This is a genomic window from Pseudomonas frederiksbergensis (assembly GCF_900105495.1).
GTDB lineage: Bacteria > Pseudomonadota > Gammaproteobacteria > Pseudomonadales > Pseudomonadaceae > Aquipseudomonas > Aquipseudomonas frederiksbergensis.
This window is the reverse complement of the sequence record NZ_FNTF01000002.1, coordinates 5,605,889-5,629,625: the sequence shown is the minus strand read 5'-3', so window position 1 is coordinate 5,629,625 and position 23,737 is coordinate 5,605,889. Positions and strand designations below refer to the sequence as shown.

24 protein-coding genes are annotated in these 23,737 nt (G+C 59.3%); 15 read left to right on the top strand and 9 right to left on the bottom strand.

The features are described 5' to 3' along the window. The first annotated feature begins 7 nt into the window (after positions 1–7). Genes BLW70_RS26495 through BLW70_RS26470 form a run of 6 tightly spaced genes read left to right on the top strand, consistent with a single transcriptional unit; the run spans position 8 to position 5,607 of the window. The gene (locus tag BLW70_RS26495; protein WP_074879059.1) at positions 8–487 is read left to right on the top strand and encodes a TadE/TadG family type IV pilus assembly protein; all 480 of its coding nucleotides are present in this window, start codon (positions 8–10) and stop codon (positions 485–487) included. After that, positions 487–981, top strand: coding sequence for a TadE/TadG family type IV pilus assembly protein (locus tag BLW70_RS26490; RefSeq protein ID WP_074879057.1), 495 nt, complete (start codon positions 487–489; stop codon positions 979–981). The genes BLW70_RS26495 and BLW70_RS26490 overlap by 1 nt, the downstream gene beginning before the upstream one ends. Next, entirely contained in the window at positions 975–2,195 is a 1,221-nt protein-coding gene (locus tag BLW70_RS26485; protein ID WP_074879056.1) for an AAA family ATPase, read from the top strand. The genes BLW70_RS26490 and BLW70_RS26485 overlap by 7 nt, the downstream gene beginning before the upstream one ends. 3 nt (positions 2,196–2,198) lie before the next feature. Next, complete coding sequence (locus tag BLW70_RS26480; RefSeq protein ID WP_074879054.1) at positions 2,199–3,632, top strand: TadA family conjugal transfer-associated ATPase; 1,434 nt, start codon at positions 2,199–2,201, stop codon at positions 3,630–3,632. After that, complete coding sequence (locus tag BLW70_RS26475) at positions 3,629–4,615, top strand: type II secretion system F family protein (RefSeq protein WP_074879052.1); 987 nt, start codon at positions 3,629–3,631, stop codon at positions 4,613–4,615. Before BLW70_RS26480 ends, BLW70_RS26475 begins: the two co-directional genes overlap by 4 nt. Positions 4,616–4,644: 29 nt before the next feature. Continuing rightward, positions 4,645–5,607 carry a type II secretion system F family protein gene (locus BLW70_RS26470; protein ID WP_074879050.1) on the top strand — a complete coding sequence of 321 codons (963 nt, stop codon included), beginning with the start codon at positions 4,645–4,647 and terminating at the stop codon, positions 5,605–5,607. 294 nt (positions 5,608–5,901) lie between these two features. Here the strand turns inward: BLW70_RS26470 and BLW70_RS26465 are convergent, their stop codons facing one another. The 6 genes from BLW70_RS26465 to BLW70_RS26435 all read right to left on the bottom strand — a co-directional run bounded on the left by BLW70_RS26465 (position 5,902) and on the right by BLW70_RS26435 (position 11,034). Further along, positions 5,902–6,171 carry a DUF3613 domain-containing protein gene (locus tag BLW70_RS26465; RefSeq protein ID WP_074879048.1) on the bottom strand — a complete coding sequence of 90 codons (270 nt, stop codon included), beginning with the start codon at positions 6,169–6,171 and terminating at the stop codon, positions 5,902–5,904. A gap of 18 nt (positions 6,172–6,189) precedes the next feature. Then, positions 6,190–6,900 carry a tetratricopeptide repeat protein gene (locus tag BLW70_RS26460; RefSeq protein WP_074879046.1) on the bottom strand — a complete coding sequence of 237 codons (711 nt, stop codon included), beginning with the start codon at positions 6,898–6,900 and terminating at the stop codon, positions 6,190–6,192. A 119-nt stretch (positions 6,901–7,019) separates the two neighbouring features. Next, on the bottom strand, positions 7,020–8,252 hold the full coding sequence (locus BLW70_RS26455) for a type II and III secretion system protein family protein (RefSeq protein ID WP_074879044.1): 1,233 nt from the start codon (positions 8,250–8,252) through the stop codon (positions 7,020–7,022). Between the two features lie 655 nt (positions 8,253–8,907). Next, entirely contained in the window at positions 8,908–9,543 is a 636-nt protein-coding gene (locus BLW70_RS26445) for a LysE family translocator (RefSeq protein ID WP_074879039.1), read from the bottom strand. A 1-nt stretch (position 9,544) separates the two neighbouring features. Next, a complete protein-coding gene (locus BLW70_RS26440) occupies positions 9,545–10,315 on the bottom strand; it encodes a 2OG-Fe(II) oxygenase (protein ID WP_074879036.1) in 771 nt (256 codons plus the stop codon). 92 nt (positions 10,316–10,407) lie between these two features. Continuing rightward, entirely contained in the window at positions 10,408–11,034 is a 627-nt protein-coding gene (locus tag BLW70_RS26435; protein ID WP_074879034.1) for an alanyl-tRNA editing protein, read from the bottom strand. 91 nt (positions 11,035–11,125) lie between these two features. On the opposite strand from BLW70_RS26435, the gene BLW70_RS26430 reads away from it, so the two are divergent. After that, positions 11,126–12,124, top strand: a complete 999-nt coding sequence (locus BLW70_RS26430; protein ID WP_074879032.1) for a LysR family transcriptional regulator — start codon at positions 11,126–11,128, stop codon at positions 12,122–12,124. Between the two features lie 117 nt (positions 12,125–12,241). On the opposite strand, the gene BLW70_RS26425 is transcribed toward BLW70_RS26430, so the two are convergent. Beyond that, positions 12,242–12,649: a PA2817 family protein gene (locus BLW70_RS26425; protein WP_008152400.1), complete on the bottom strand. Its 408-nt coding sequence runs from the start codon at positions 12,647–12,649 to the stop codon at positions 12,242–12,244. Positions 12,650–12,736: 87 nt separating this feature from the next. Next, the gene (locus BLW70_RS26420; RefSeq protein WP_074879030.1) at positions 12,737–15,184 is read right to left on the bottom strand and encodes an acyl-CoA dehydrogenase; all 2,448 of its coding nucleotides are present in this window, start codon (positions 15,182–15,184) and stop codon (positions 12,737–12,739) included. Positions 15,185–15,434: 250 nt separating this feature from the next. On the opposite strand from BLW70_RS26420, the gene BLW70_RS26415 reads away from it, so the two are divergent. The 4 genes from BLW70_RS26415 (at position 15,435) to BLW70_RS26400 (ending at position 18,603) form a co-directional block, all read left to right on the top strand. Continuing rightward, complete coding sequence (locus BLW70_RS26415; protein WP_074879028.1) at positions 15,435–16,094, top strand: transglutaminase-like domain-containing protein; 660 nt, start codon at positions 15,435–15,437, stop codon at positions 16,092–16,094. Between the two features lie 43 nt (positions 16,095–16,137). Then, the gene (locus tag BLW70_RS26410; RefSeq protein ID WP_074879026.1) at positions 16,138–16,761 is read left to right on the top strand and encodes a glutathione S-transferase family protein; all 624 of its coding nucleotides are present in this window, start codon (positions 16,138–16,140) and stop codon (positions 16,759–16,761) included. Positions 16,762–16,894: 133 nt separating this feature from the next. Continuing rightward, the gene (locus BLW70_RS26405) at positions 16,895–17,827 is read left to right on the top strand and encodes an ABC transporter ATP-binding protein (protein ID WP_074879024.1); all 933 of its coding nucleotides are present in this window, start codon (positions 16,895–16,897) and stop codon (positions 17,825–17,827) included. Continuing rightward, positions 17,824–18,603 carry an ABC transporter permease gene (locus BLW70_RS26400; protein WP_074879022.1) on the top strand — a complete coding sequence of 260 codons (780 nt, stop codon included), beginning with the start codon at positions 17,824–17,826 and terminating at the stop codon, positions 18,601–18,603. Before BLW70_RS26405 ends, BLW70_RS26400 begins: the two co-directional genes overlap by 4 nt. 82 nt (positions 18,604–18,685) lie before the next feature. Here BLW70_RS26400 and BLW70_RS26395 read toward each other — a convergent pair whose 3' ends face one another. Further along, positions 18,686–19,204, bottom strand: a complete 519-nt coding sequence (locus BLW70_RS26395; protein WP_074879019.1) for a DUF2062 domain-containing protein — start codon at positions 19,202–19,204, stop codon at positions 18,686–18,688. Positions 19,205–19,338: 134 nt separating this feature from the next. On the opposite strand from BLW70_RS26395, the gene BLW70_RS26390 reads away from it, so the two are divergent. The 4 genes from BLW70_RS26390 to lpxK all read left to right on the top strand — a co-directional run bounded on the left by BLW70_RS26390 (position 19,339) and on the right by lpxK (position 23,733). Then, a complete protein-coding gene (locus BLW70_RS26390) occupies positions 19,339–21,561 on the top strand; it encodes a DNA internalization-related competence protein ComEC/Rec2 (RefSeq protein ID WP_074879017.1) in 2,223 nt (740 codons plus the stop codon). A gap of 98 nt (positions 21,562–21,659) precedes the next feature. Further along, positions 21,660–22,295 carry a MotA/TolQ/ExbB proton channel family protein gene (locus tag BLW70_RS26385; protein WP_046054381.1) on the top strand — a complete coding sequence of 212 codons (636 nt, stop codon included), beginning with the start codon at positions 21,660–21,662 and terminating at the stop codon, positions 22,293–22,295. Then, complete coding sequence (locus BLW70_RS26380; RefSeq protein WP_074879013.1) at positions 22,292–22,723, top strand: ExbD/TolR family protein; 432 nt, start codon at positions 22,292–22,294, stop codon at positions 22,721–22,723. The genes BLW70_RS26385 and BLW70_RS26380 overlap by 4 nt, the downstream gene beginning before the upstream one ends. Beyond that, positions 22,723–23,733, top strand: coding sequence for a tetraacyldisaccharide 4'-kinase (lpxK, locus tag BLW70_RS26375; protein ID WP_074879011.1), 1,011 nt, complete (start codon positions 22,723–22,725; stop codon positions 23,731–23,733). The genes BLW70_RS26380 and lpxK overlap by 1 nt, the downstream gene beginning before the upstream one ends. Positions 23,734–23,737 lie beyond the last annotated feature (4 nt).

Sequence of the window (23,737 nt, the reverse complement as noted above, 5' to 3'; positions counted from 1 at the left end):
AGGCGTCATGAGACTTCACGGGTTTAAACATTCGAAGCGCCAGCAAGGTCTGGCCATGGTGGAATTCACCCTCGTCCTGCCGGTGTTGCTGTTGCTGTTGCTGGCCTTCGGTGAGTTCGGTCGCATGCTCTATCAATACAACGTGCTGCTACAGGCCAGCCGCGATGCCGACCGTTTCGTTGCTAGCCGGGCCTGGGATTCGACGCTTGGTAAGGTCGCTCTGAGCAATACGCTACTGACCCAGACGAAAAACGTTGCGGTCTATGGTGTGCCTGCCAATACCGGGACCGCGGTAGTGTCAGGGCTGACGACTGGCAACGTGGACGTCGCCGCAGTGGGTATCGACCATGTGCGGGTCACCATCACTTACACGTTCTGTCCAGTGATTGGCGGTGGCAATTGCGGCGGCTCGCTTCCCGGTTTCTTTGGTACTCAGATTGCGCTGAGCATTCCGCTGGTTGCCACTACCGTGATGAGGGCACTGTGATGAAAAGAAAACACATGCGCGGCACCTACACGGTGGAGTTCGCCTTCATTGGCCTGCTGATGTTCACGCTGTTGTTCGGCGTGTTGGAAATGGGCCGCCTGTACTTCACGGTCAATGCACTGGATGAAGCCGTACGGCGTGGTACTCGCCTGGCGTCGGTGTGCAATATCAGCGATCCGGTGGTTCTGCGGCGGGCGATCTTCAATGCCGCGACCGATGCAGGTACGAGCCAACTGATCGGCAATCTGGCCACCACCCACCTGACGCTGACTTATCTGGACGTCAATGGTGCTCTGGTGGCCAACCCCGCTGACCTGGTCAGCGTCAATGGTTTTCGTGCCATCCGCTATGTCCAGTTGAGTCTGCAAAACTTCGTTTTCAATCTGTTTATTCCCGGGTTCGCCGTGCCCATTACCTTGCCTGCATTCAGGGCAACGTTGCCACGCGAAAGCCTCGGGCGTCATTCCGATTCCGGGGAGATCACACCATGCTGAATACCAAGGAAACTCCAGTCTCTACCTCGACCGGCAAAGCCGGGCTACGGTTGCTGATCAGCAGCCGTGATGCCACGTCGTTGCGCGACCTGCAAGGCGTCTGCCAACGCATGCCCAGCCTGGAGGTGAGTACGCGGCTGGTGAGCAACGGGCATGTCGACCCGCTCTACGGTCTGGACCGGATGCCCGATCTGCTGCTGTTGCGCGTTAGCCACCTGTGGCGTGAAGAGCTGTCGGCGTTGTTGCAGCGTCCGGCCCATGAGCGTCCGCCGATGTTGGTGTGCGGACTGCTGAGCGAACAGGAAGCTATGCGCCTGGCGATGCAGGCCGGCGCCCGGGACGTGCTGCCGGAGCCCATCGCCGAGACCGAACTGGCCGCCGCCTTGAATCGTCTGGTCACGGAAGTTCGGACCGGCAGTGGGGCAGAAGGAAAACTGATCGCCGTAATGAGCGCCAAGGGCGGCTCTGGCGGAACCCTGCTGGCCTGCAACCTGGCTCAGCAACTCAGCATCATGGGTGGCAGTACCCTGTTGCTGGACATGGACCTGCAATTTGGCAGCGTGACGCATTATCTGGATGTAGCGCAGACGCACAGCCATCTGGAGGTGTTGCACCAGATCGATGGGATGGACAGCGTCGCGTTACGCGGTTTTTGCAGTCACTTCAGCCCGACCCTGCATGTGCTGGGCGGTCGCGCCGGTGAGCTGTGTTTGCCGCAGGATACCCAACCCGAGCAACTCGACACCCTGTTGCAGTTGGCCCGCGCCAGCTATGGCTGGGTGGTGATCGACCTGCCGCGGCAAATCGATCACCTCACCGGCTCTGTGCTGGAGCAGGTGGATCGGGTGTACGTGGTGGTGCAGCAGAGCGTCAGCCATCTGCGCGATGCCAGCTCCCTGGTGCGGATTCTTCGCGAAGACCTGGGCGTGCGTGGGGATCAATTGCAGATAGTGGTCAACCGCTATGACAAGGCGGCAGCGGTCAGCCTCAAAGATATCGGCGAGGCGCTGCGCTGCACCAATGTGTCGAAGTTACCCAACGACTTCAATCTGGTCAGCCAGAGTCAGAACACTGGCGTGCCGTTGGGGCTGCATGCGCCAAGGGCGGCGATCACGGCTGCACTGCGCAACATGACCGAGGACCTGATCGGTCAACAGGTGGCCGGCAACCAAGGCTTGCTCAAACGTGCCTTCAACCGTTTTTTCGGGGGATGACCCATGATCAGCGACTTTCGTAACCGCTTGCGCAAACAGTCCGGTAAACCCGCCGCTGCCCAACTGGGCGACGACCTGTTGGATCCGGTAGAGGAAATAATGGCCTGGGAGCGTGCAGCGCCGGACGTTCTTTACGAAACCAGAAGCCAGGTCACCCCGGTGGAGGCGGAATGGCGGGAAAAGATCTACCAACAGTTGCTCAAGGTCATGGACCTGTCCTTGCTGGATTCCCTTGAGCAGGCCGAGGCTACTCGGCAGATTCGCGATATTTGCCAGCGTCTGCTCGATGAACATACAGCACCGGTGAGTACCGCCAGCCGCCAGTTGATCATCAAGCAGATCACCGACGAGGTGCTCGGTCTGGGGCCTCTGGAACCGCTGCTGGCCGATCACACGGTGTCCGACATTTTGGTCAACCGGCATGACTCAGTGTATGTCGAGCGCTTCGGCAAGCTGCAACGCACCGATGTGCGCTTTCGCGATGATCAGCATTTGCTGAACATCATTGACCGCATCGTCTCCAGCCTGGGTCGGCGTATCGACGAGTCTTCGCCGTTGGTGGATGCGCGGCTCAAGGACGGTTCGCGGGTCAACGCGATTATTCCGCCGCTGGCCATCGACGGCCCGAGCATGTCGATCCGGCGTTTTTCCGTGGATCTGCTCAATACCGATAGCCTTATCCAGGTGGGGGCGTTAAACCCGGCCATTGCCCTGCTGCTCAAGGCGATTGTCCGCGGGCGCTTGAACGTGCTGATTTCCGGCGGTACCGGCAGCGGCAAGACCACCATGCTCAATGTGCTGTCCAGTTTCATCCCGCACAACGAGCGGATCGTTACCATCGAAGACTCAGCCGAACTGCAGTTGCAACAGCCCCACGTGGTACGTCTGGAAACCCGGCCTTCGAATATCGAGGGGCGTGGCGAGGTGAGCCAGCGGGAGTTGGTGCGCAACAGCTTGCGGATGCGTCCGGACCGCATTGTGATCGGCGAAGTGCGCGGCGCCGAGGCGCTGGACATGCTGACGGCGATGAACACCGGTCATGACGGCTCGTTGACCACGATCCACGCCAACACCGCACGCGATGCGCTGGGGCGGATCGAGAACATGGTGTCGATGACCGGGGCGACCTTCCCGATCAAGGCCATGCGCCAGCAAATCGCTTCGGCCATCGGAGTGGTCATCCAGCTGGAACGCCAGGAGGACGGCAAGCGTCGCCTGGTCAGTGTGCAGGAGATCAACGGCATGGAGGGCGAGATCATCACCATGACCGAAATCTTCTCCTTCGTCCGCCAGGGCATTGGTGAAAACGGCGAAGTACTGGGTGATTTTCGGCCCAGCGGCATGATCCCCGCCTTCCGCGATGTGCTGGCCAAGCGCGGTATCGAGTTGCCGCTGACGATGTTCAGGCCCGAGTGGATGGAGGCGCGGCAGTCATGAGCCATATTCCTGGTGAATTCATTCTGATGTTCCTGGGCATGGTGTTTATCGCTGTGTTCCTCCTGTCCCAGGGTGTGGTGGTGCCGGTGTTCGGCGAGGCCGGCAAGATGCGCAAACGCATCCGCGGCCGTTTGCATGTGCTGGAGAAAGCCAACAATCAGCCCAACATGCAAACGGTGTTGCGGCAGAAATACCTGACGCGCTTATCGCCACTGGAGGCCATGCTTGAGCAGTTGCCTTTTATGGCGAACCTGACACAGCTGATCGAGCAGTCCGGTCATGAATATCGTGCTTATCGGGTGCTGTTGCTTGGGCTGTTCCTGGGCGCCTGTGCAGGCGTCTCGATCCTGATGATCTCGTCAGTCTGGTGGATGGCGCTGCTGGCGGGCTTCGGAGTGTTCTGGGTACCCCTGCTGAAAATTTCGCGTGACCGTGGCAAACGCTTCGCTGCGTTTGAGGAAGGCCTGCCGGATGCACTGGATGCCATGTGCCGTGCCCTGCGCGCCGGACACCCGTTCAACGAAACCCTGCGCCTGGTCGCCGAAGAGCACAAGGGGCCGGTTGCACATGAGTTCGGTCTGGCCTTCGCCGACATCAACTATGGCAACGATGTACGCCGCGCCATGCTTGGTCTGCTGGAGCGTATGCCGAGCATGACGGTGATGATGCTGGTGACCTCGATCCTCATCCATCGCGAGACAGGCGGTAATCTGACCGAGGTGCTGGAGCGTCTGAGTCGGCTGATTCGCGGGCGCTTTCGCTTTCAGCGCAAGATCAAGACCCTGTCGGCGGAAGGGCGGATGTCGGCCTGGGTGTTGGTGGCGATTCCCTTCCTGCTGGCGATCGCTATCGTCGTCACCAGCCCCAGTTACTTGCCTGTGCTGCTCAATGATCCCATAGGCCATAAGCTGATCATCGGGGCGTTCTGCGCCATGTTGCTCGGGATTTTCTGGATACGCAAAATCATCCGGATTCAGGTTTAAGTGGTATTCGCTACCGGGAGGTAGAGATCATGGACTTTTTGCTCGGGTTGTTCAGTCGGGTCACGGGGAACGAGGAGCTGGGGCGCCTGTTGTTCATCGGCTCGATCGGTTTGAGTACAGTGCTTGCGGTCGTCGCTGTGATCTTGCTGATGATGGGGCTTCAGGATCCGGTGCAGCGTCGTCTGGCGCTGATCAAGCGTGGTCATTTAGGCAACACCGCAGGGCAGGAGGCTCCGGGTAATCTGCAACTGTTGCTGGAGCGGGTCGGACAGCGCTTTGCCTCGGCCGAATCGGCTCAGACGTCCGTCACCCAGACCCTGTTGATACATGCGGGGTACCGTTCCTCGTCGGCGGTGCAGATGTACTGGGCCGTGCGCTTGATGTTGCCGCTGTTACTGATCGGTGTTGCGTTGCTGCTGTTGCCGATAATTCCCAAGATGTCCCTGATCATGGGGCTGCTGCTGGTGGTCATGGTGGCCGGTATTGGCTGGTTGGTGCCAGGGCTCTATGTCTCCAAGCGCAAGCAGTTGCGACAAGGTCGGTTGCGTGCCGCGTTTCCGGATGCGCTGGATCTGATGGTGGTGTGCGTGGAGTCGGGCCTGGCCCTGCCCGCGACCATCGAGCGGGTGGCTGAGGAGATGTCGGTCAGTCAGGTCGAACTGGCTGAAGAACTGGCCCTGGTCAATGCGCAAATCCGCGCGGGCATTTCCAGTACCGAGGCGCTCAAGCAACTGGCCTTGCGCACGGGTCTGGATGATGTACAAGGGCTGGTCAGCCTGTTGGCGCAGAGCATCCGCTTTGGTACCAGCGTGGCCGATACCCTGCGTATCTATGCCGACGAGTTCCGTGACCGGCGTATGCAGGCCGCCGAAGAGATGGGGGCGAAAATCGGCACCAAGCTGATATTCCCACTGATTTTCTGTCTGTGGCCGAGCTTCTTTCTGGTCGCTATCGGCCCTGCCATGATCGGGGTGTTTAGAGCATTCGGGTGAAGTAAACGGCCGGAGGCTGTCGAGCGCGATGGCCTTGCCCCCAAGCCTGATCTGCACTTTCCTGTCATGGATCTACACATTTCCCGCAGGCTGCGATCTTTTGATTTTTCTGGCAGGCAATTCGTTGCCTGGTCCTCTGAATCAAATGATCGCAGCCTGCGTCAGTTCCGGGGTAATCCGGCCAGGGTTGAATAATGTGTAGAGACCGCTGCTTTCCTGCACACGACATTAAGCCCGGCTTTGCAGCCAGGCTACTCCGGACGATGCCAGAGGCGGATCACCCATCGACATGCCTCAGTTGCCGGTGCTCATTTCTCCCGCTGCATCCTGGTCAAAAAACTCCGGAATCGGGAAGTTGAAGCTATTCAGCCAGCGCTGCATGGCCAGGTCACGTTCAGTGGCTGAGGCGGTTTGCAGGTGAGGGGAGGCAACCACACCGCGAATTTGCAGTTGCAACCACTGCTCGGTGCCTTGTTGATACTGCGAAGAGGGGCCCGGCTCAATGGCCCAGGCAGTGGTGGACAGGCACGCCATGCACACGATCAAAAGTCTTTTGGTCTTCATCTCGACTCCTCGTACGTTCTACTTGATCGCACTGGAAGAGGCATCGGCTACCTCGGTCCGGCGATTCCTCTCGGAAGCCACCACTTTGTTGGCGGAGGCCTTGAGTTTTTCCGCGCGGGCCTGAGCCTCGGCAAATTGCTTGGGGCTCAAGTCGGCGCGGGTCACGAGTTCGGAAGCCGCCTTCCAGTTGTCCTGGTAGATCAGCAACGTCACCATATTGAGTGCCGCCAGTGTGTTTGCCTGCTTGAGTTCCATGGCGGTCATGAACTCAAAACGCGCTTCCGGGATCCGTCGCTGATTGAGGTAGACGACCCCCAGGTCATTGCGCATCTTGTCGTCGGTGGGGGCCATCTTCACCGCACGCTCAAGGTGAAGGGTCGCGGCGGCGTTATCATTTCTGGCTGCGGCCAACTGGCCCAGACCATGTTCCCCATCAGCCGCCAGGCAGGTGCGAAGCAAGCTTTCGTACAACGGAGCCGCCTCGCTACGCCCCATCAAGCGCAACACCCGGGCCTTGCGCAGGCGAACCTGGACCAGACTGTCAGGCAATCCTTCCAGATTCGCCAGGCTGGCATACAAACGACCTTCGTTGGCCATGTTGTCGGCCAGGCTCAGGGCCAGCTCTTGCTCCGAAGCGGGCTTGGCACATTCAGGTGGCCGCGAAGTCACGCCGTTGGACGCACAGCCCGCGAGCATCAATGTCGCTGTAATTGCAATGACTGCTTTCATCGAATGTCCTCTGGCTACAACACGTTGAACCCTTGGCCATTGGCAATAAGGCTGGCCCGGCAAGCGTTCAAGGTCACCGTTACGAGTGAGGGCGAGACACGTCTTGTTCAGGTCATGGCTCATTGCGAGAGCCCGCTCATACTGTCGAAGTCGCCACGTTCGAGGAAGAACATGCGGTAGAAGTTCGGGTCGTAATTACGCAGTTGCTCTCCTGGCAACGACGGCAGTTTTGCGTTGACAGCCAGTGGCTGGACCAGGTGAGGGGTGACGATCATCAACAGTTCACGCTCTTCACGGTTGATGGAGTTGTCGCGAAAGAACGCCCCCAGAATCGGGATATCACCCAACCCCGGAAACTTGTTTATCTGAGAACTGTTGCGGGTGCTGATCAGGCCGCTGATGACGAAGCTTTCGCCATCGGCCAGGGAGATGCTGGTGTCGGTACGGCGTATGGTCAGCGCCGGAACGATGGTGCCGGCGATGCTTACAGCGTTGGTGAAGTCCAGTTCACTGACTTCCGGTGCCACTTTCAGCGCGATGCGGTTTTTCCCGATGATGGTCGGTGTCAGGGTCAGGCGGATCCCGAATTCCTTGTACTCGATGGACACGTTATCGCTGCCTGAACTGGGCACCGGAATCGGCACTTCACCACCCGCCAGGAAGCTCGCACTCTGCCCACTGAGCGCTACCAGGCTTGGTCGTGCCAGGGTGTAGGCGAAACCGCTGCCTTCCAGCGCGTTGATCGACACTAGCGTATCGCTGGACAAAAAGGAGAGGTTGAACATGTCGTTGTTCACCGGCAACGACGGCCTGACAATGCCGTCGATGGTGGGCAAGGTTCTCGGCGAGCCGAACAGGAAGTTGCCCTGGCGACCAAAAATCGAGGCATTGGCTTCCTTGAGTTTGGTCCGGCTGACTTCAACGAAGCGGATGTCGGTTTGCACCTGGATCGGTAATAGCGGGTCTTCGGAAGGTATGGTCGAGACGCTGGTCAGCGCCGCGGTGGCCTTACCCTTGACGAACACCATGCTTTGGCGCGGCGTTTTCGAACAGGCGGTCCAGACCATCAGACTGGTGGTCCCCGGTGCAACGCCCGTGAGTATGAACGCGTTGTCGCCACTGTTGGCACTGGATTGCACGTCGGCAATTTTCGGGTCACCCACCGCCAGTTGTGTTACCGGAACGGGGCTGCGCAGTTCACTTTGCAGCCCCTGGCCGACCTCATACGTTGTCGGCCAATTGTCCAGTTGCGAACAATTGTTCGGTGCGGCTTGAGCCGCATTCACGCTGAGGCCCATCCAGAACAGGCCATGGAAAATTCGCTTGAAAGCGGGCACGGGACGAAGGCTCATTTAATACATCCTCACTGGATAGGCCATCTTTAGGCTGACTGAGTTGTCCGGATCACTTCACGGGGACCGGACTATCCCCCCCAATGCGTCAGGCCACCTGTCCATGGCCTTGGTGTTTCCTTACGTGCTACAGACGAGCGGGTGCAATTCGCTGATCTGCCTGGACAGCGAGCGACCTTTGCTGAAACGGTTTTTAGTGATCCGGTTCTCTGGACTGCCCGCCAGAGTGAACTTTGCGGCTATGGACGAGACTGTCCGCCGACCTGGCTCCCCCGGAAAGTAATCGGCAATGTAGGTACAAAGCCGCAAAGCGCCTGACAGGATCATAGAAAGGTAACTCCTTTTGCCAATTCACCATCTGATCACTGAAGCTAACGTGAAAACTCGAGCCGTTATGACTTCTTATTGCTTGACGTTAGTTCAATCAAACCAAAGTGCCATGATTTTAGAAAAAACCATGGGGGCAAAGACTGGAGAAAGGCGGGCGGGCGAGTGGTGCGGGCAGGGGCGTAGCGCAGTGCGATTGCCTGATATTGACGGGGATGCTGAATGTCTAGTCAGCGGGGTAAGGCACGGAACGTTGTGATGCAGAATCTTGCGTACGGCGGTGTGAGAGGGCGGCTGTGAAGCCGCCTCCTGCTCGATTCACGTGTATTTACATCGACAAAATCAACCGACCAGCAAACAGGATCAGGATCACCCCCATGCTCCGCTCGAACCAGTGCCCCAAGCGCAAGAACAGCAATCGCACTCTGCTGCTTGAAAAGAACAGCGCGACGATCACAAACCACAGCGCATTCACAAAACACATCCACATTCCGTAAAGCGCCTGGATCTTCATCGGCGTTGTGGCGCTGATGATAGTGGTGAAGATTGCCAGGAAAAACAGAGTGGCTTTCGGGTTGGTCGCGTTGGTCAGGAAGCCGGTGGTAAATGCCTTCCACAACGTTTGTTCTACAACCGGTTCATCAGGCTTATCGCCTTCCAGTACGGTCTTGGGCTTGCTGCGCAACAGGCTGACACCGAGGTACAAAATGTAAGCGCCACCCACAACCTTGGCCGCCGTCAGCAGCCAGGGTGTCGTGTGCATCAGCGCGCCGACCCCGAACAAGGTGTAAAGCACGTGCACGGAAATGCCCGCGCCGATGCCCAGTGCCGTGCAAATCCCGACCAGTCGGCCGAAACGCACGCTTTGCCGGATAGTCACTGCGAAGTCCGGTCCGGGTGCAACCACGGCCAGAAAGTGAATAGTCGCCAGCGCCAGAAACTCGCCCAGGTAATTCGAAAGCATCTCAACTCCAAAAAGTAAGGGGTGAAGCATTGCCGCGATAGCCGACAAAGAACGAAAGGCTCAAGCGCGGATCAGCCACACCCGGAGTCACCGAATGCATGCAGCGCGAGTTGAACATGATGAAATCACCCGGCTCGGGAAGAATCTCCAGGGTCGGCGTCCCGAGCAGAGCCGGATCGATGCCATAACTGTCGCCACGCATTTCGTCGAACTGGTCCGGGGAGATGTCGTGGTCCCACATCTGCAGGGCACCGCCCTCGAGGGGCATGTTCAGGTAAACATTGCAGGCGAACTGCGCTTCCAGGCTTTTGGCCTGATAGCTGTCCGGGGCGTCCTTGGCGAAAATGTCGTGGTGGGCCAGAAAGCAGATCCCGGGTTTCACCACCCGGGACAGCCCCACATACATCTTGCGACCGTAGAGATTTTCCAGATGCGCACCCGCCGGCCAGGACTCATCGAGCATGCAGCGCAGGGTGTCGACGGGGGACGAATAGGGCGCGCAGCGGTTGCGTAATTCCGCAATGTTGCGGGTGGCGCGTTCAAAATAATCTTCGATCAGCAGCGGCTGGTTTTCCGCTTCATAAAACGCCATGCCGATGCGACCGATGCTCGGCGCATTGATATAGCCTTCGAAGCCCGGGGCGAGGATCTTGTCGCCGATCTGAATCGCCAGCGGCTTGGGCAACAAACCTTTGACGCGGATGGCGAGGATCTCTTCATTGGCCAGTTTTTTTATGCACGTCTCATCGAGACGCTCGACGTCAAGCATCATGTCTTAGGTCCATCTATCAAATAGTCAACAGAACCCGCGACCGCAGGTTCCTCCGGCGTCAGGCGATGACAGGAACGGCATCGCCCACATGCTCAATCCACGCTGTAGTGGACAGACAGCGTTCCCTTCTTCAGTGAAAGGGAAGCGATCGTGACTGTGCCCAAATCCTTCAGGCTGCGTACATGGGTGCCGCCGCAGCCATAGGCGGGCAGATCACCGAAACCGATTTCCCGGGCGCCTTCACGCATCGATGTCAGGCGCGGCAGATCATTGGCGATCCACTGCTCGATGCCGTGCTGAATCATCTCGGCATCAACCTCTTTTGCCGACTCTGCCGGTTTGAATTGCACGCGTCCTTCGCCCGGCCAGTGATGAGCCTTGATCGGCATCCAGCCCATGGCCTGGACGAAGTGGCCGATCAGATGACCGGCGGAATGCATACGTGAATTGAACTGACGGCGTTGTTCGTCGACCCGAATCTGAGTCATGCCTGGTTTTACCGGATGGTCGACGAAATGAATGATCCGGTCCGGATCCTGAACAACCCGCAGGACCCGGCTTTCGCCAATCCAGCCGGTGTCAAAGGGCTGTCCACCGCCCTGGGGGTGAAACAACGTGGCGCGCAGCACCACGGCAAATTCGTTCTCGTGGGGCGTGCAATCCAGGACTTCCACATTGGCCTTGAGGTCATCACTATGGAAAAAGAGGCGAAGCGTCATATTCCATGCCCTTATTAACAATTCTATTTTTTATTATATGAAGCGTGGAATTGCGTGATAATCCGTTCAAACATCAAAGGACTGTTGCGCTGTGAGCATAAATCTTCCACTACCGCTGCTCGGTGAAATGGCGATTTTCGTCAAGGTTGTCGAGACCGGCAGCTTCTCTGAGGCTGCTCGCCAGTTGGGTTCTTCACCTTCGGCGGTCAGCCGCAGCATTTCGCGTCTGGAAAAGGCGCTCGCCACTCGTTTGCTGCAGCGAACCACGCGCAAGCTGCGTTTGAGCGACGGTGGCGAAGAGGTGTTCAAGCGTTGCCAGGAAATGGTCAGCGCCGCCAAATCGGTGATGGAAATCAGCGGCCAGTTCACCCATGAAGCGGAAGGACTGGTGCGCGTCAGTGTGCCGAAGGCGGTGGGGCGTTTCGTGATTCATCCGCATATGCCGGAATTTTTGCGTCGCTATCCCAAAGTGGATGTGGAGCTGTTGCTTGAGGACCGCCAGGTGGATTTGATCGACGACAACGTTGATCTGGCGATTCGTATTACAGATCGGCCACCTGCCGGACTGGTCGGGCGGCAATTGCTCACCATCGATCATTTGCTCTGTGCGACGCCGCAATACCTGGCCGAACACGGCACACCGACCCATCCCCACGACTTGCTCAACCACAGCTGCATCTACCTGGGCGAAACCCCGAGCGATGCACGTTGGAAATTCAAGAAAGGCACCAAGGCTGTCACCGTTGGCGTGCGCGGACGGTATGCGGCCAATCACACCGGCGTGCGCTTGGGCGCGGTGTTGCAGCACATCGGGATTGGCAGCCTGCCGTACTTCACCGCGCGTTATGCGCTGGAGCAGGGGCTGATCGTGCAGGTGCTGCCGGACTGGACCTTTCTGGCGTCATACCACGGCGGTGCCTGGTTGTTGCATTCGCCGACTCGTTATCTGCCACCGAAATTACGGGTGCTGATCGACTATCTGGTGGAATGCCTGGAGAAGGAGCCGACCCTGGGCAAGCCGGGTAAGCCAAATGCATTGGGCAAGGGCGCGGCAGAGTATGAGTTGCCCGAGAGTGATGGGTTGCTTTGACAGACGCCTTCGCGGGCAAGTCGAAGGGGCCCGATCAGCCACTGCATCACTCGAAGCAAGGCACAAAAAAGGCCCGCATGAATCACCATGCGGGCCTTTTGCATTTCTGAGCGAGGATCAGTGCTTGCTGTCGTCTTTCGACATCGCCAGCAGCTGTTTTTCCTGGTTCCAGTCGAAAGGTTCGTCGTTTTGTTCAGCTTCGAAACGACGTTCTTCCAGCGCCTGATACAAGTCGATTTCATCGTCGGGCATGTAATGCAGGCAGTCACCGGCGAAGTACCACAACAGGTCGCGCGGGACCAGGTGGGCGATTTGCGGGTAGCGGGTGATCACCTGGCACAGAATGTCCTGGCCCAGGTATTGGCTTTCGATCGGGTCGACCGGCAGCAACGCACGCAGTTCGTCGAAGCGCTCCAGGAACAAGGCATGGCTTTCTTCGGGAACCTGTTCGGCCTCACCTACGGCGACCAGGATGCTGCGCAGGTGGTCGAGCAAGACAAGATGATCGGCAACGACATTGGACACGAGATAAGTCCTCAAGAGCAAAACGGGCGCGGGAGTATAAAGCGCCCGCGTCCATTTTTACAGGTAGAAGGCACAGGGTCAGCGGAATCAGCGGACCTTTCCTTCACCCAGTGTCAGTTCAACTTTGTCGAAATCATCGACATCAATCACCTTGCGCCGGGCAGCTTCGGCGTCACGCAGGGTCTGCGCTTCCCTGGGTTGCAACACGCCAGCTTCAAGCGCTGCATCGATGACGTGTTCCCCGGCGACCGGTTTGACCTGGCCGCTTTTGAGCGCGACATGCAGCTTTTTGCGCAGCGGTTGCGCGGCATTCAGCAGGTTGCACGCCTGTTGCAGGGCGCCGACCGGGTCATCAGTGGATTGCGGCCGGTAGCAACCACCGAGTAACTCTTCCAGGGTCGGATCACCCTTGGCGCGGCCGATCACCGCCGCCACTTCGGCGCCGAGTTTGTCCGATGGCCCTTTGTGACGACGACCGAACGGAAACACGATCACCCGCAACAGGCAACCCAACACCTTGTTCGGGAAGTTGCTCAGCAGTTCATCCAGCGCTCGTTCCGACTGCCCCAGGCTTTCTTCCATGGCCCAGGTAAACAGAGGAGCCATGTGCTGCGGTGAATCGAGGTCGTGGTAACGCTTGAGTGCGGCGGAGGCGAGGTACATGTTGCTGAGCACATCCCCCAGACGTGCCGACAGACGTTCGCGTCGTTTCAATTCGCCGCCCAGCAGCATCATGCTCAGGTCGGCGAGCAGGGCGAACGCAGCAGCCTGGCGATTGAGGGCGCGGAAGTAACCCTGGCTGAGCTTGTCGCCTGGCGCGTGTTCAAAGTGACCGAAACCAAGGTTCAGCACCAGCGTGCTGGCGGCGTTGCTCACGGCGAAACCGATGTGTTTGAGCAGCAGGCCATCAAATTCGGTGAGGGCCTGGTCTTTGTCTTCACGACTGGCGAGAGCCATTTCCTTAAGTACGAAGGGATGGCAGCGAATCGCACCCTGGCCGAAGATCATCAAGTTGCGCGAGAGAATGTTCGCGCCTTCCACCGTGATGAAAATCGGCGCGCCGTTCCAGCTGCGACCGAGGTAGTTGTTCGGCCCCATGATGATTGCCTTGCCGCCATGAACATCCATGGCGTGGCTGATGCACTCGCGGCCGCGTTCGGTGAGGTGATATTTGAGAATCGCCGACAGCACCGATGGCTTCTCGCCCAAATCCACCGCATTGGCGGTGAGCATCCGCGCGGCGTCCATCATCCAGGCGTTGCCGCCGATACGGGCCATCGCTTCCTGAATACCTTCGAAGGCCGACAGTGGAACATTGAATTGTTCACGGACCTGCGCGTACTGGCCGGTCACCAGGCTGGTGAACTTGGCGGCGCCAGTGCCGACCGCTGGCAACGAAATCGAACGCCCGACCGACAGGCAGTTCATCAGCATCATCCAGCCTTTGCCGAGCATTTCCCGGCCGCCGATGAGGAACTCCAGCGGTACGAACACATCTTTGCCGGAGTTCGGGCCGTTCATGAATGACGCGCCCAACGGCAGGTGGCGGCGGCCGATTTCGACACCGGCGATATCGGTCGGGATCAACGCCAGGCTGATCCCCAGGTCTTCCTCCTCACCCAATAGGTGATCCGGGTCGTAGGCCTTGAACGCGAGGCCGAGCAGGGTGGCGACCGGACCCAGTGTGATGTAACGCTTTTCCCAGTTCAGGCGCAGGCCCAGGGTTTCCTTGCCTTCCCATTCGCCTTTGCAGATCACCCCGGTGTCGGGCATCGAGCCGGCGTCAGAACCGGCCAGTGGTCCGGTCAGTGCGAAGCACGGTATTTCATCGCCGCGAGCCAGTCGTGGCAGGTAGTGGTTGCGTTGCTCGTCGGTGCCGTAATGCAACAGCAGTTCGGCCGGGCCGAGGGAGTTGGGGACCATCACGGTAGAGGCAAGGTCGCCGCTGCGGGTCGCCAGTTTCATCGCCACCTGGGAGTGGGCATAGGCGGAGAAACCTTTGCCGCCGAACTCCTTGGGAATGATCAGGGCGAAGAAGCCGTTTTCCTTGATGTAGGCCCAGGCTTCGGGAGGCAGGTCCATGTCTTGACCGATCTGCCAGTCGCTGACCATGGCGCAGAGTTCTTCGGTCGGGCCGTCGATAAAGGCCTGTTCCTCTTCGCTCAGCTGCGCTTTTGGATAGGCCAGCAGTGTGTTCCAGTCCGGGCGACCGCTGAACAGTTCGCCATCCCACCACACCGTGCCGGCATCGATCGCATCGCGTTCGGTTTGCGACATCGGTGGCAGGGTTTTCTGGAACCAGCTGAACATCGGCGCGCTGAAGTATTTGCGGCGCAGGTCGGGCAACAACAAGGGCGCTGCGACAGCCGCGATCAATATCCACAGAACCAGCAGTAACCAGCCAGGTGCGCGGCTGAAAGCACCCATCGCCACCACGTAAACGGCAACGACGCACAGGGCGGGCAGCGGGGCGATGCGACGGTGGGCTAAATACGCAATCCCGACAACCAGAACCAGTATCCACAACAGCAGCATATTTAATCCTCCGTGAAACCAGGGCAAAAGCAACCTTCAGAGCTTAGACGGCATCCGTAAAACAGGGTGGTCAGAGCGATGTGATTGAAATCGTGGGAAACCTTCGATGAGTTTTGTAGGACCCGGTGGGCACCAGGACGCGCAAATCGTTCGATGGGCGGGCGGCAAAGCGTCCATGTTTGGCCGAAACGTCGTTATCTCTGTGCTGAACGTGTCGCTAGACTCGTGGCTTCCCCAGGAGATTGTTCTCATGCACGAGTATCTGAGTTCCGGCCGCTTCATCGATAGTGACCACTCGTCGGTGGTGGAGTTCGCCGAAAAACATCGCGGCAACAGTCGCGATCCTCTAGAGCAGGCGATCAATCTCTATTACGCCGTGCGCGAAGCCGTGCGTTACAACCCTTATACCTTCAGTCGCGACCCGAATACGTTGCGCGGCAGTTATGCGCTGGCAGCGGGGGAGAGTTATTGCGTACCCAAAGCCACGCTGTTGGCAGGTGCCGCCCGGCATTGCGGGATTCCCGCGCGGATCGGCCTGGCGGATGTGCGCAATCATTTGTCGACGCCGCGGTTGCTCGAGTTGCTCAAGAGCGATGTGTTCGCCATGCACGGTTATACAGAGCTTCACCTGAACGGCCGCTGGGTCAAAGCCACGCCAGCGTTCAATCAGGGCTTGTGTGAATTGTTCAATGTCGCGCCGCTGGAATTCGACGGCATCAACGACAGCGTTTTCCATCCGTTCAATCGCGACGGCGAGCTATTGATGGAATACCTGATTGACCACGGCCAGTTCAGCGACGTGCCTGAAGCGTTCTTTTTCGAACACCTGGAAAAGTGCTATCCGCATCTGTTCAGCGACCAATCGCCCGTGCTGCTGGGTGACATGCAGGGCGATTTGAGTCGCGCCTGATCCGGCGTATGCTGCCTGCGCATTCATCCATAAAGAGGCGGTCATGCTGAAGATCTGGGGTCGGAAAAACTCGTCGAATGTCAGGAAACCTTTGTGGGCCGCCGAGGAACTGGGCCTGGCTTATGAAGCCATCGATGCCGGCGGCGCCTTTGGTGTCGTCGATACGCCGCAGTACCGCGCGATGAACCCCAATGGCCGCGTGCCGGTGATTGAAGACGAGGGGTTCGTGCTGTGGGAATCCAACGCCATCGTGCGTTACCTGATGGCTCGCCACGCCAACGGCACGGCCTGGTATCCAGAGGATCTGCAGGCCCGCGCTTCTGCCGACAAGTGGATGGACTGGACCACTTCAAATTTTGCCGGGCCGTTCCGCACAGTGTTCTGGGGCGTATTGCGTACCCCGGCAGACCAGCAGGACTGGCCTGCAATCAACGCCGCGATCAAGGAGTGCGATGGCCTGCTGGCCATGGCCGACCAGACGCTGGCAACCCAACCGTACCTGTCCGGCAATGAGATCGGCATGGGCGACATTCCTCTGGGCAGTTTCATTTATGCCTGGTTCGAGATGCCGATCGAGCGCGCACCGCAGCCTCATCTGCAAGCCTGGTATGCACGCCTGAAACAGCGTCCGGCGTATCAGAAAGCGGTTATGACCGCGTTGACTTAATACTCACTATCGACACGCTTGACTGTACTTGTGTGGCGGTGACAAGCACCATTGCGCTCGTGCGCCGTGGTTGTAATAGTCGCCGCCCGCCCTTATTTGTCCCTTTCTTCCCTTCTTGGTGCGTAAATCCGATATGAGTTCCGCTCTGTCCATCCGGCAGCTAACCAAAACCTACGGCAACGGTTTCCAGGCCTTGAGTGGTATCGATCTGGACGTCGCCGAAGGTGACTTTTTCGCCTTGCTCGGCCCCAACGGCGCCGGCAAATCCACGACCATCGGCATTCTCTCGACCCTGGTGAACAAGACCAGCGGGACGGTAAATGTTTTCGGTCACGACCTGGACAAGAATCCTGCGCAGCTCAAGCGCTGCATCGGCGTGGTGCCCCAGGAATTCAACTTCAACCAGTTCGAAAAAACCTTCGACATCGTGGTGACCCAGGCCGGTTATTACGGCATTCCGCCGAAAATCGCCAAGGAACGCGCCGAGCAGTACCTGACCCAACTGGGTCTGTGGGACAAGCGCGATACGCCGTCGCGTTCACTGTCCGGCGGCATGAAGCGTCGACTGATGATTGCCCGTGCGCTGGTTCACGAACCGCGCCTGTTGATCCTCGACGAACCGACGGCGGGTGTGGACATCGAACTGCGTCGTTCGATGTGGACGTTCCTCACCGAGCTGAACAAGAAAGGCATCACCATCATCCTCACCACCCACTACCTGGAAGAGGCTGAGCAGTTGTGCCGCAACATCGGCATCATCGATCACGGCACCATCGTCGAGAACACCAGCATGAAACAGTTGCTCAGCCAACTGCATGTGGAAACGTTCCTGCTCGACCTCAAAAACACGCTGCAAACTGCGCCGCAGTTGCTCGGTTACCCAACCAAGCTGCTCGACAGCCACACCCTTGAAGTTCAGGTCGACAAGGCCATGGGCATCACTGCGCTGTTCACCCAATTGGCGCAGCAGAACATCGAAGTGTTGAGCCTGCGTAACAAAACCAATCGCCTCGAGGAGTTGTTCGTGTCCCTGGTGGAGAAAAATCTGTCGAAGGTGGCGGTATGAGTTCCGAGCTGCAACCCAACCTCGTTGCCCTCAACACCATCGTTTACCGAGAGGTCAGGCGCTTTACCCGGATCTGGCCGCAGACGCTGCTGCCGCCAGCCATCACCATGGTTCTGTACTTCGTGATCTTCGGCAATCTGATCGGCCGGCAGATCGGTGACATGGGTGGTTTCACCTACATGGAGTACATCGTGCCGGGGCTGATCATGATGTCGGTGATCACCAACTCCTACGGCAACGTGGTCTCGAGTTTCTTCGGCAGCAAGTTCCAGCGTTCCATCGAAGAATTGATGGTGTCGCCGGTGTCGCCGCATACGATTCTGATCGGCTACACCCTGGGCGGTGTGCTGCGCGGCTTGATGGTCGGGCTCATCGTGACGTTGCTGTCGCTGTTCTTCACCGAGTTGCAGGTGCATCACCTGGGCGTGACCATTCTGGTGGTGGTGCTGACGGCGACGATCTTCTCGCTGCTGGGCTTCATCAACGCCGTGTTTGCGCGCAACTTCGATGACATCTCGATCATCCCGACGTTTGTGCTGACACCGCTGACCTACCTGGGCGGGGTGTTCTACTCAATTTCCTTGCTGCCGCCGTTCTGGCAGACCGTGTCGCTGGCCAACCCGGTGCTGCACATGGTCAACGCCTTCCGTTACGGCATTCTTGGCGTTTCGGACATCAGAATCAGCGTGGCGATCACCTTCATGCTGATCGCGACCGTTGTGCTGTACATCGGTTGCGCACGGCTGCTGGTCAGTGGTCGCGGGATGCGTACCTGATCGAGACCGCGTCGTCTGCTTCGCGAGCAAGCCCCGACACCGCAAAAAAAAACGGCCTCCCACTGTGGAGGCCGTTTTGCGTTTACTGCATCCGTTTTTTCTGACGCCGCCGCCACTGCCTTCCGACCCACCAGCGCCAGTACATCATGGTCAGGCAATACGCGAGCGCGCCGAGCACCAGTCCCGTCACCACCGAGCCGAGCAAGAACGGCTGCCAAAGCGTCGAGAGTTCGCCGCTGATCCATTCCCAGGTCAGCTCGTCCGGCAAATGGCGGGTGGGAACGTCCATCAGCCAGGCACCGGTCTGGTAAGTGCAGAAGAACACCGCCGGCATGGTGATTGGATTGGTCAGCCAGACCAGGCTCACCGCAATCGGCATGTTGCCGCGCACCATGATGGCGAGAATGGCGGCGAGCAGCATCTGCAAGGGAATCGGCAGGAACGCCGCGAACAGGCCAACAGCCATGGCCCGTGCGACGGAATGGCGGTTGAGGTGCCAGAGGTTCGGGTCATGCAGCAGGGTGCCGAGAAAGCGTAAGGACTTGTGTTCCCTGATGCTGACCGGGTCTGGCATGTAACGTTTGAATAAGCGCCGGGGCATAAGGCTTCTCGGTCGGTTAAGGCGGCAAGTATGTCTGGATTCTATGAGCTGCCCATTCAGACTTTGTGACAATTAATAACGATGGCGGTGCGATAGCCGGCTATGCCTAAGAGGTGACTCTCAAGGACGGGCGTATGCGCACAGGGATGATGGCGCTGGCGTTGGGTCTGTTGATCCTGCGTTTTTTACCGGTATTACCGCCGGTCTGGTTATTGATGTTGCTACCGGTCATCGGTTTGATGTTGCTGCCGTTTCGCAGCTATCCACTGGCTTTTTTCCTGTTCGGCTTCAGCTGGGCGGGCGCGAATGCGCAGTGGGCGCTGGATGATCGGCTGCCGATGAGCCTTGATGGCGAAACCCGTTGGGTCGAAGGCCGGGTGACGGGATTGCCCCAGAACAATGAGGCCGTCGTGCGTTTCGAGTTGGCGGACGCCCGGTCGCGACACGGCAAGGTGCCGCAACTGATGCGCCTGGCCTGGTATGACGGGTCGCCGGTCAACAGCGGCGAGCATTGGCGACTGGCGGTCAAGTTGAAGCGTCCTGCGGGGCTGCTCAACCCCCATGCCTTCGACTACGACGCCTGGCTGTTGGCGCAACGCATCGGTGCGACCGGGACGGTCAAGGCTGGCGAACGGCTCAAGGAAACCCGATGGGCCTGGCGCGACGGCGTCCGTCAGCGCTTGCAGTCCGTGGATGCCCAGGGGCGAACGGCAGCGCTGACGGCGTTGGTGCTGGGGGATGGCGCCGGGCTGAGTCGCGAAGACTGGCAGGTGCTGCAAGACACCGGCACCGTCCATCTGTTGGTGATTTCCGGCCAACACATCGGGTTGTTGGCAGGGCTGGTGTACCTGTTGATCGCCGCGCTGGCCCGCTATGGCCTATGGCCGAAACGCTTGCCTTGGCTGCCGTGGGCCTGTGGGCTCGCATTCGCGGCCGCTCTCGGTTACGGGCTGCTGGCCGGTTTCGAGGTGCCGGTGCGGCGGGCCTGCGTGATGATCGGCCTGGTGCTGTTGTGGCGCCTGCGATTTCGTCATCTCGGCGCCTGGTGGCCGTTGTTGCTGGCGCTCGACGGTGTTTTGCTGCTGGATCCGCTGGCGAGTCTGCAACCGGGTTTCTGGCTATCGTTCGCGGCAGTGGCGGTGTTGATCTTCACCTTCGGGGGGCGTCTGGGCCCATGGCGTTGGTGGCAAACCTGGACCCGCGCCCAATGGCTGATCGCGATTGGCCTGTGCCCGTTGCTGCTGGTGCTCGGGTTGCCGATCAGTCTCAGCGGGCCGGTGGCCAATTTGCTCGCGGTGCCGTGGATCAGCCTGGTCGTGCTGCCCGTGGCATTGCTGGGCACATTGTTTTTACCCCTTCCTTATGTGGGCGAAGGGTTGCTGTGGCTGGCAGGAGGTCTGATCGACCTCTTGTTCAAGGGCCTGACGCTGATGGCCGGGTACTTGCCCGCGTGGGTGCCGATGGCCATCCCGTTGTGGATTTGGGCAGTAGGCACACTCGGTGCGTTTCTACTATTAATGCCTCGGGGTGTGCCGTTTCGCGCGCTGGGTTGGCCGATGCTGCTGTTGCTGGTTTTTCCGCCCCGGCAAGTCTTGCCTGAAGGCATTGCCGAAGTCTGGCAGCTGGATGTCGGCCAGGGTTTGGCGATCCTGGTGCGCACCCGTCATCACACACTGTTGTATGACACCGGGCCACGATTCGGCGATTTCGACCTGGGCGAGCGGGTGGTGCTGCCGGCATTACGCAAGCTGGGCGTGGAGGGGCTCGATTTGATGTTGATCAGCCATGCCGACGCCGATCATGCAGGCGGCGCCCGGGCCGTGGCCGATGGTCTGCCGGTAAAACGGGTGGTCAGTGGCGATCCCCAGGCGCTGCCGACGGAGTTACAGGCGCAGGGCTGCGAGAGCGGCAAGCAATGGGTCTGGGATGATGTCAGGTTCCAGCTCTGGCAATGGCCTTCGGCCAGCGAGAGCAATCAAAAATCCTGTGTCCTTCAAATTGAAGCCAATGGTGAGCGTCTGTTATTGACCGGTGATATAGACGCCGCCGCCGAGCGGGCACTGCTCGACAGTCCACTGGCCGTCACCACTGACTGGTTGCAGGCGCCGCACCACGGCAGTCGCAGTTCGTCTTCAATGGCGCTGCTTACCGCGCTGCAACCCAAAGCAGTGCTGATCTCCCGCGGTCACGGCAATTCATTCGGTCATCCCCATCCTACGGTCGTCGCGCGCTATCAAAAACGCGGCCTGTCGGTTTATGACAGCGCCGAGCAGGGCGCCATCCGTCTGCAACTGGGACGTTTCAAACCGCCGTGGACGATGCGTCAAGAACGGCGCTTCTGGCGCTCTGCGCACTGAACCGGGGTTGTTAAACCCCGAGCGGATGCGACATCACGGTCTTCGGTGCGCTCACCCCCTATGTTAGAGTGGCGCACTTTTTCGAGGGGGCTGTCACTGTGTGGGAATTAGTCAAATCCGGCGGCTGGATGATGCTGCCGATCATTTTGAGTTCCATCGCGGCCATGGCAATCGTCGCCGAGCGTCTCTGGACCCTGCGAGCCAGCCGTGTGACCCCGGAGCATTTGCTCGGGCAAGTCTGGGTGTGGATCAAGGACAAGCAACTCAATAAAGAAAAACTCAAGGAATTGCGCGCCAACTCGCCGTTGGGCGAAATCCTCGCCGCTGGCCTGGCGAACTCCAAGCATGGTCGCGAGATCATGAAAGAGTGCATCGAAGAGGCTGCCGCACGGGTCATCCACGAGCTTGAACGCTACATCAATGCGTTGGGCACCATCGCTGCCATGGCTCCGTTGCTGGGTCTGTTGGGGACGGTGCTGGGCATGATCGACATTTTCAGCGCGTTCATGGGCACAGGCATGGGTACCAATGCTGCGGTGCTGGCTGGCGGTATTTCCAAAGCGCTGATCACCACGGCTGCGGGCCTGATGGTTGGTATCCCGGCTGTATTCTTCCACCGATTCCTGCAACGCCGGATCGATGAGTTGGTGGTGGGCATGGAGCAGGAAGCGATCAAACTGGTCGAGGTAGTGCAGGGTGACCGTGATGTTGACCTGAATGGGGGCAAAGCGTGAAATTCCGCCGCAAACCGCGGGAAACGGTAGACATCAACCTCGCGTCGCTGATCGACGTGGTGTTTATCCTGCTGCTGTTTTTCGTCGTGACCACCACCTTTACCCGAGAAACCCAATTGCGTGTGGATCTGCCGGAAGCAGTCAGCGGTTCGCCGGCCGAAGACCAGCAGGTCAAACACCTGGACGTTGCCATCAGTGCCGAAGGCGCCATCTCGGTGAATAATCAGGTCTTGCCCAAGAACGACCTGGCGACCCTGATGGACGCACTGCAAAAAGAATCCAGTGGCGACACCAACTTGCCGCTGTCCATCAGCGCCGACGGCAAGGCCCAGCATCAGTCCGTCATCACAGCTATGGACGCCGCCGGTAAACTCGGTTTCAGCCACCTGCGCATGACCACAGTCGAGGCGGCGCCGCCCGCGCCCTGATGGCCATGTCCGATCGCTTGCTCGCCGCGTGGTACCAGGGTCATCCGGCCCTGAAGCTGTTGCAGCCGCTGGAGTGGCTGTATCGGCGCGTGGTCATGAACAAGCGCAAGCGTTTTCTGGCGGGAGAGGGCGATATCTATCAACCGCCCGTGCCGCTGATCGTCGTGGGTAACATTACCGTCGGTGGCACCGGCAAGACGCCGCTGATTCTGTGGATGATCCAGCACTGCCAGCGCAGCGGTTTGCGGGTCGGCGTGGTCAGTCGAGGTTATGGCGCCAAGCCACCGCACTTGCCGTGGCGAGTCGATGCCGATCAAAGCGCCGATATCGCTGGTGACGAACCGCTGTTGATCGTCCAGCGCACCGGCGTCCCGTTGATGATCGACCCGGACCGCAGCAGTGCCGTCAAAGCGCTGCTGGCGAATGAGCCATTGGACCTGATCCTGTCCGACGACGGCATGCAGCATTACCGTCTGGCCCGCGACCTTGAACTGGTGTTGATCGACGCCGCCCGCGGCCTGGGCAACCAGCGTTGCCTGCCCGCCGGGCCGTTGCGTGAGCCGGCCGAGCGTCTGCAAAGTGTCGACGCGGTACTCTACAACGGTGCCGCTGCCGATCGCGACGGCGGTTTCGCCTTCCAGCTTCAACCCACCGAATTGATCAATCTGCGCAGCGGCGAGCGGCGTCCCCTCGACCACTTCCCCGCGGGCCAGGCGCTGCACGCCGTGGCCGGGATCGGCAATCCGCAGCGTTTCTTCACAACCCTCGAAACGCTACACTGGCAACCGGTGCCGCATGCGTTTGCCGACCACGCCGAATACAGCGTGCAAGCCTTGAATTTCACACCGTCATTGCCGTTGGTGATGACCGAAAAGGACGCGGTGAAGTGCCGTGCCTTCGCCGCCGCCGATTGGTGGTACCTGGCGGTCGATGCTGCGCCATCGCCGGCCTTCGTGGCCTGGTTCGATACGCAGCTGATGCGCCTGTTGCCGGCTCGTCTTTTGCCTTAAATCC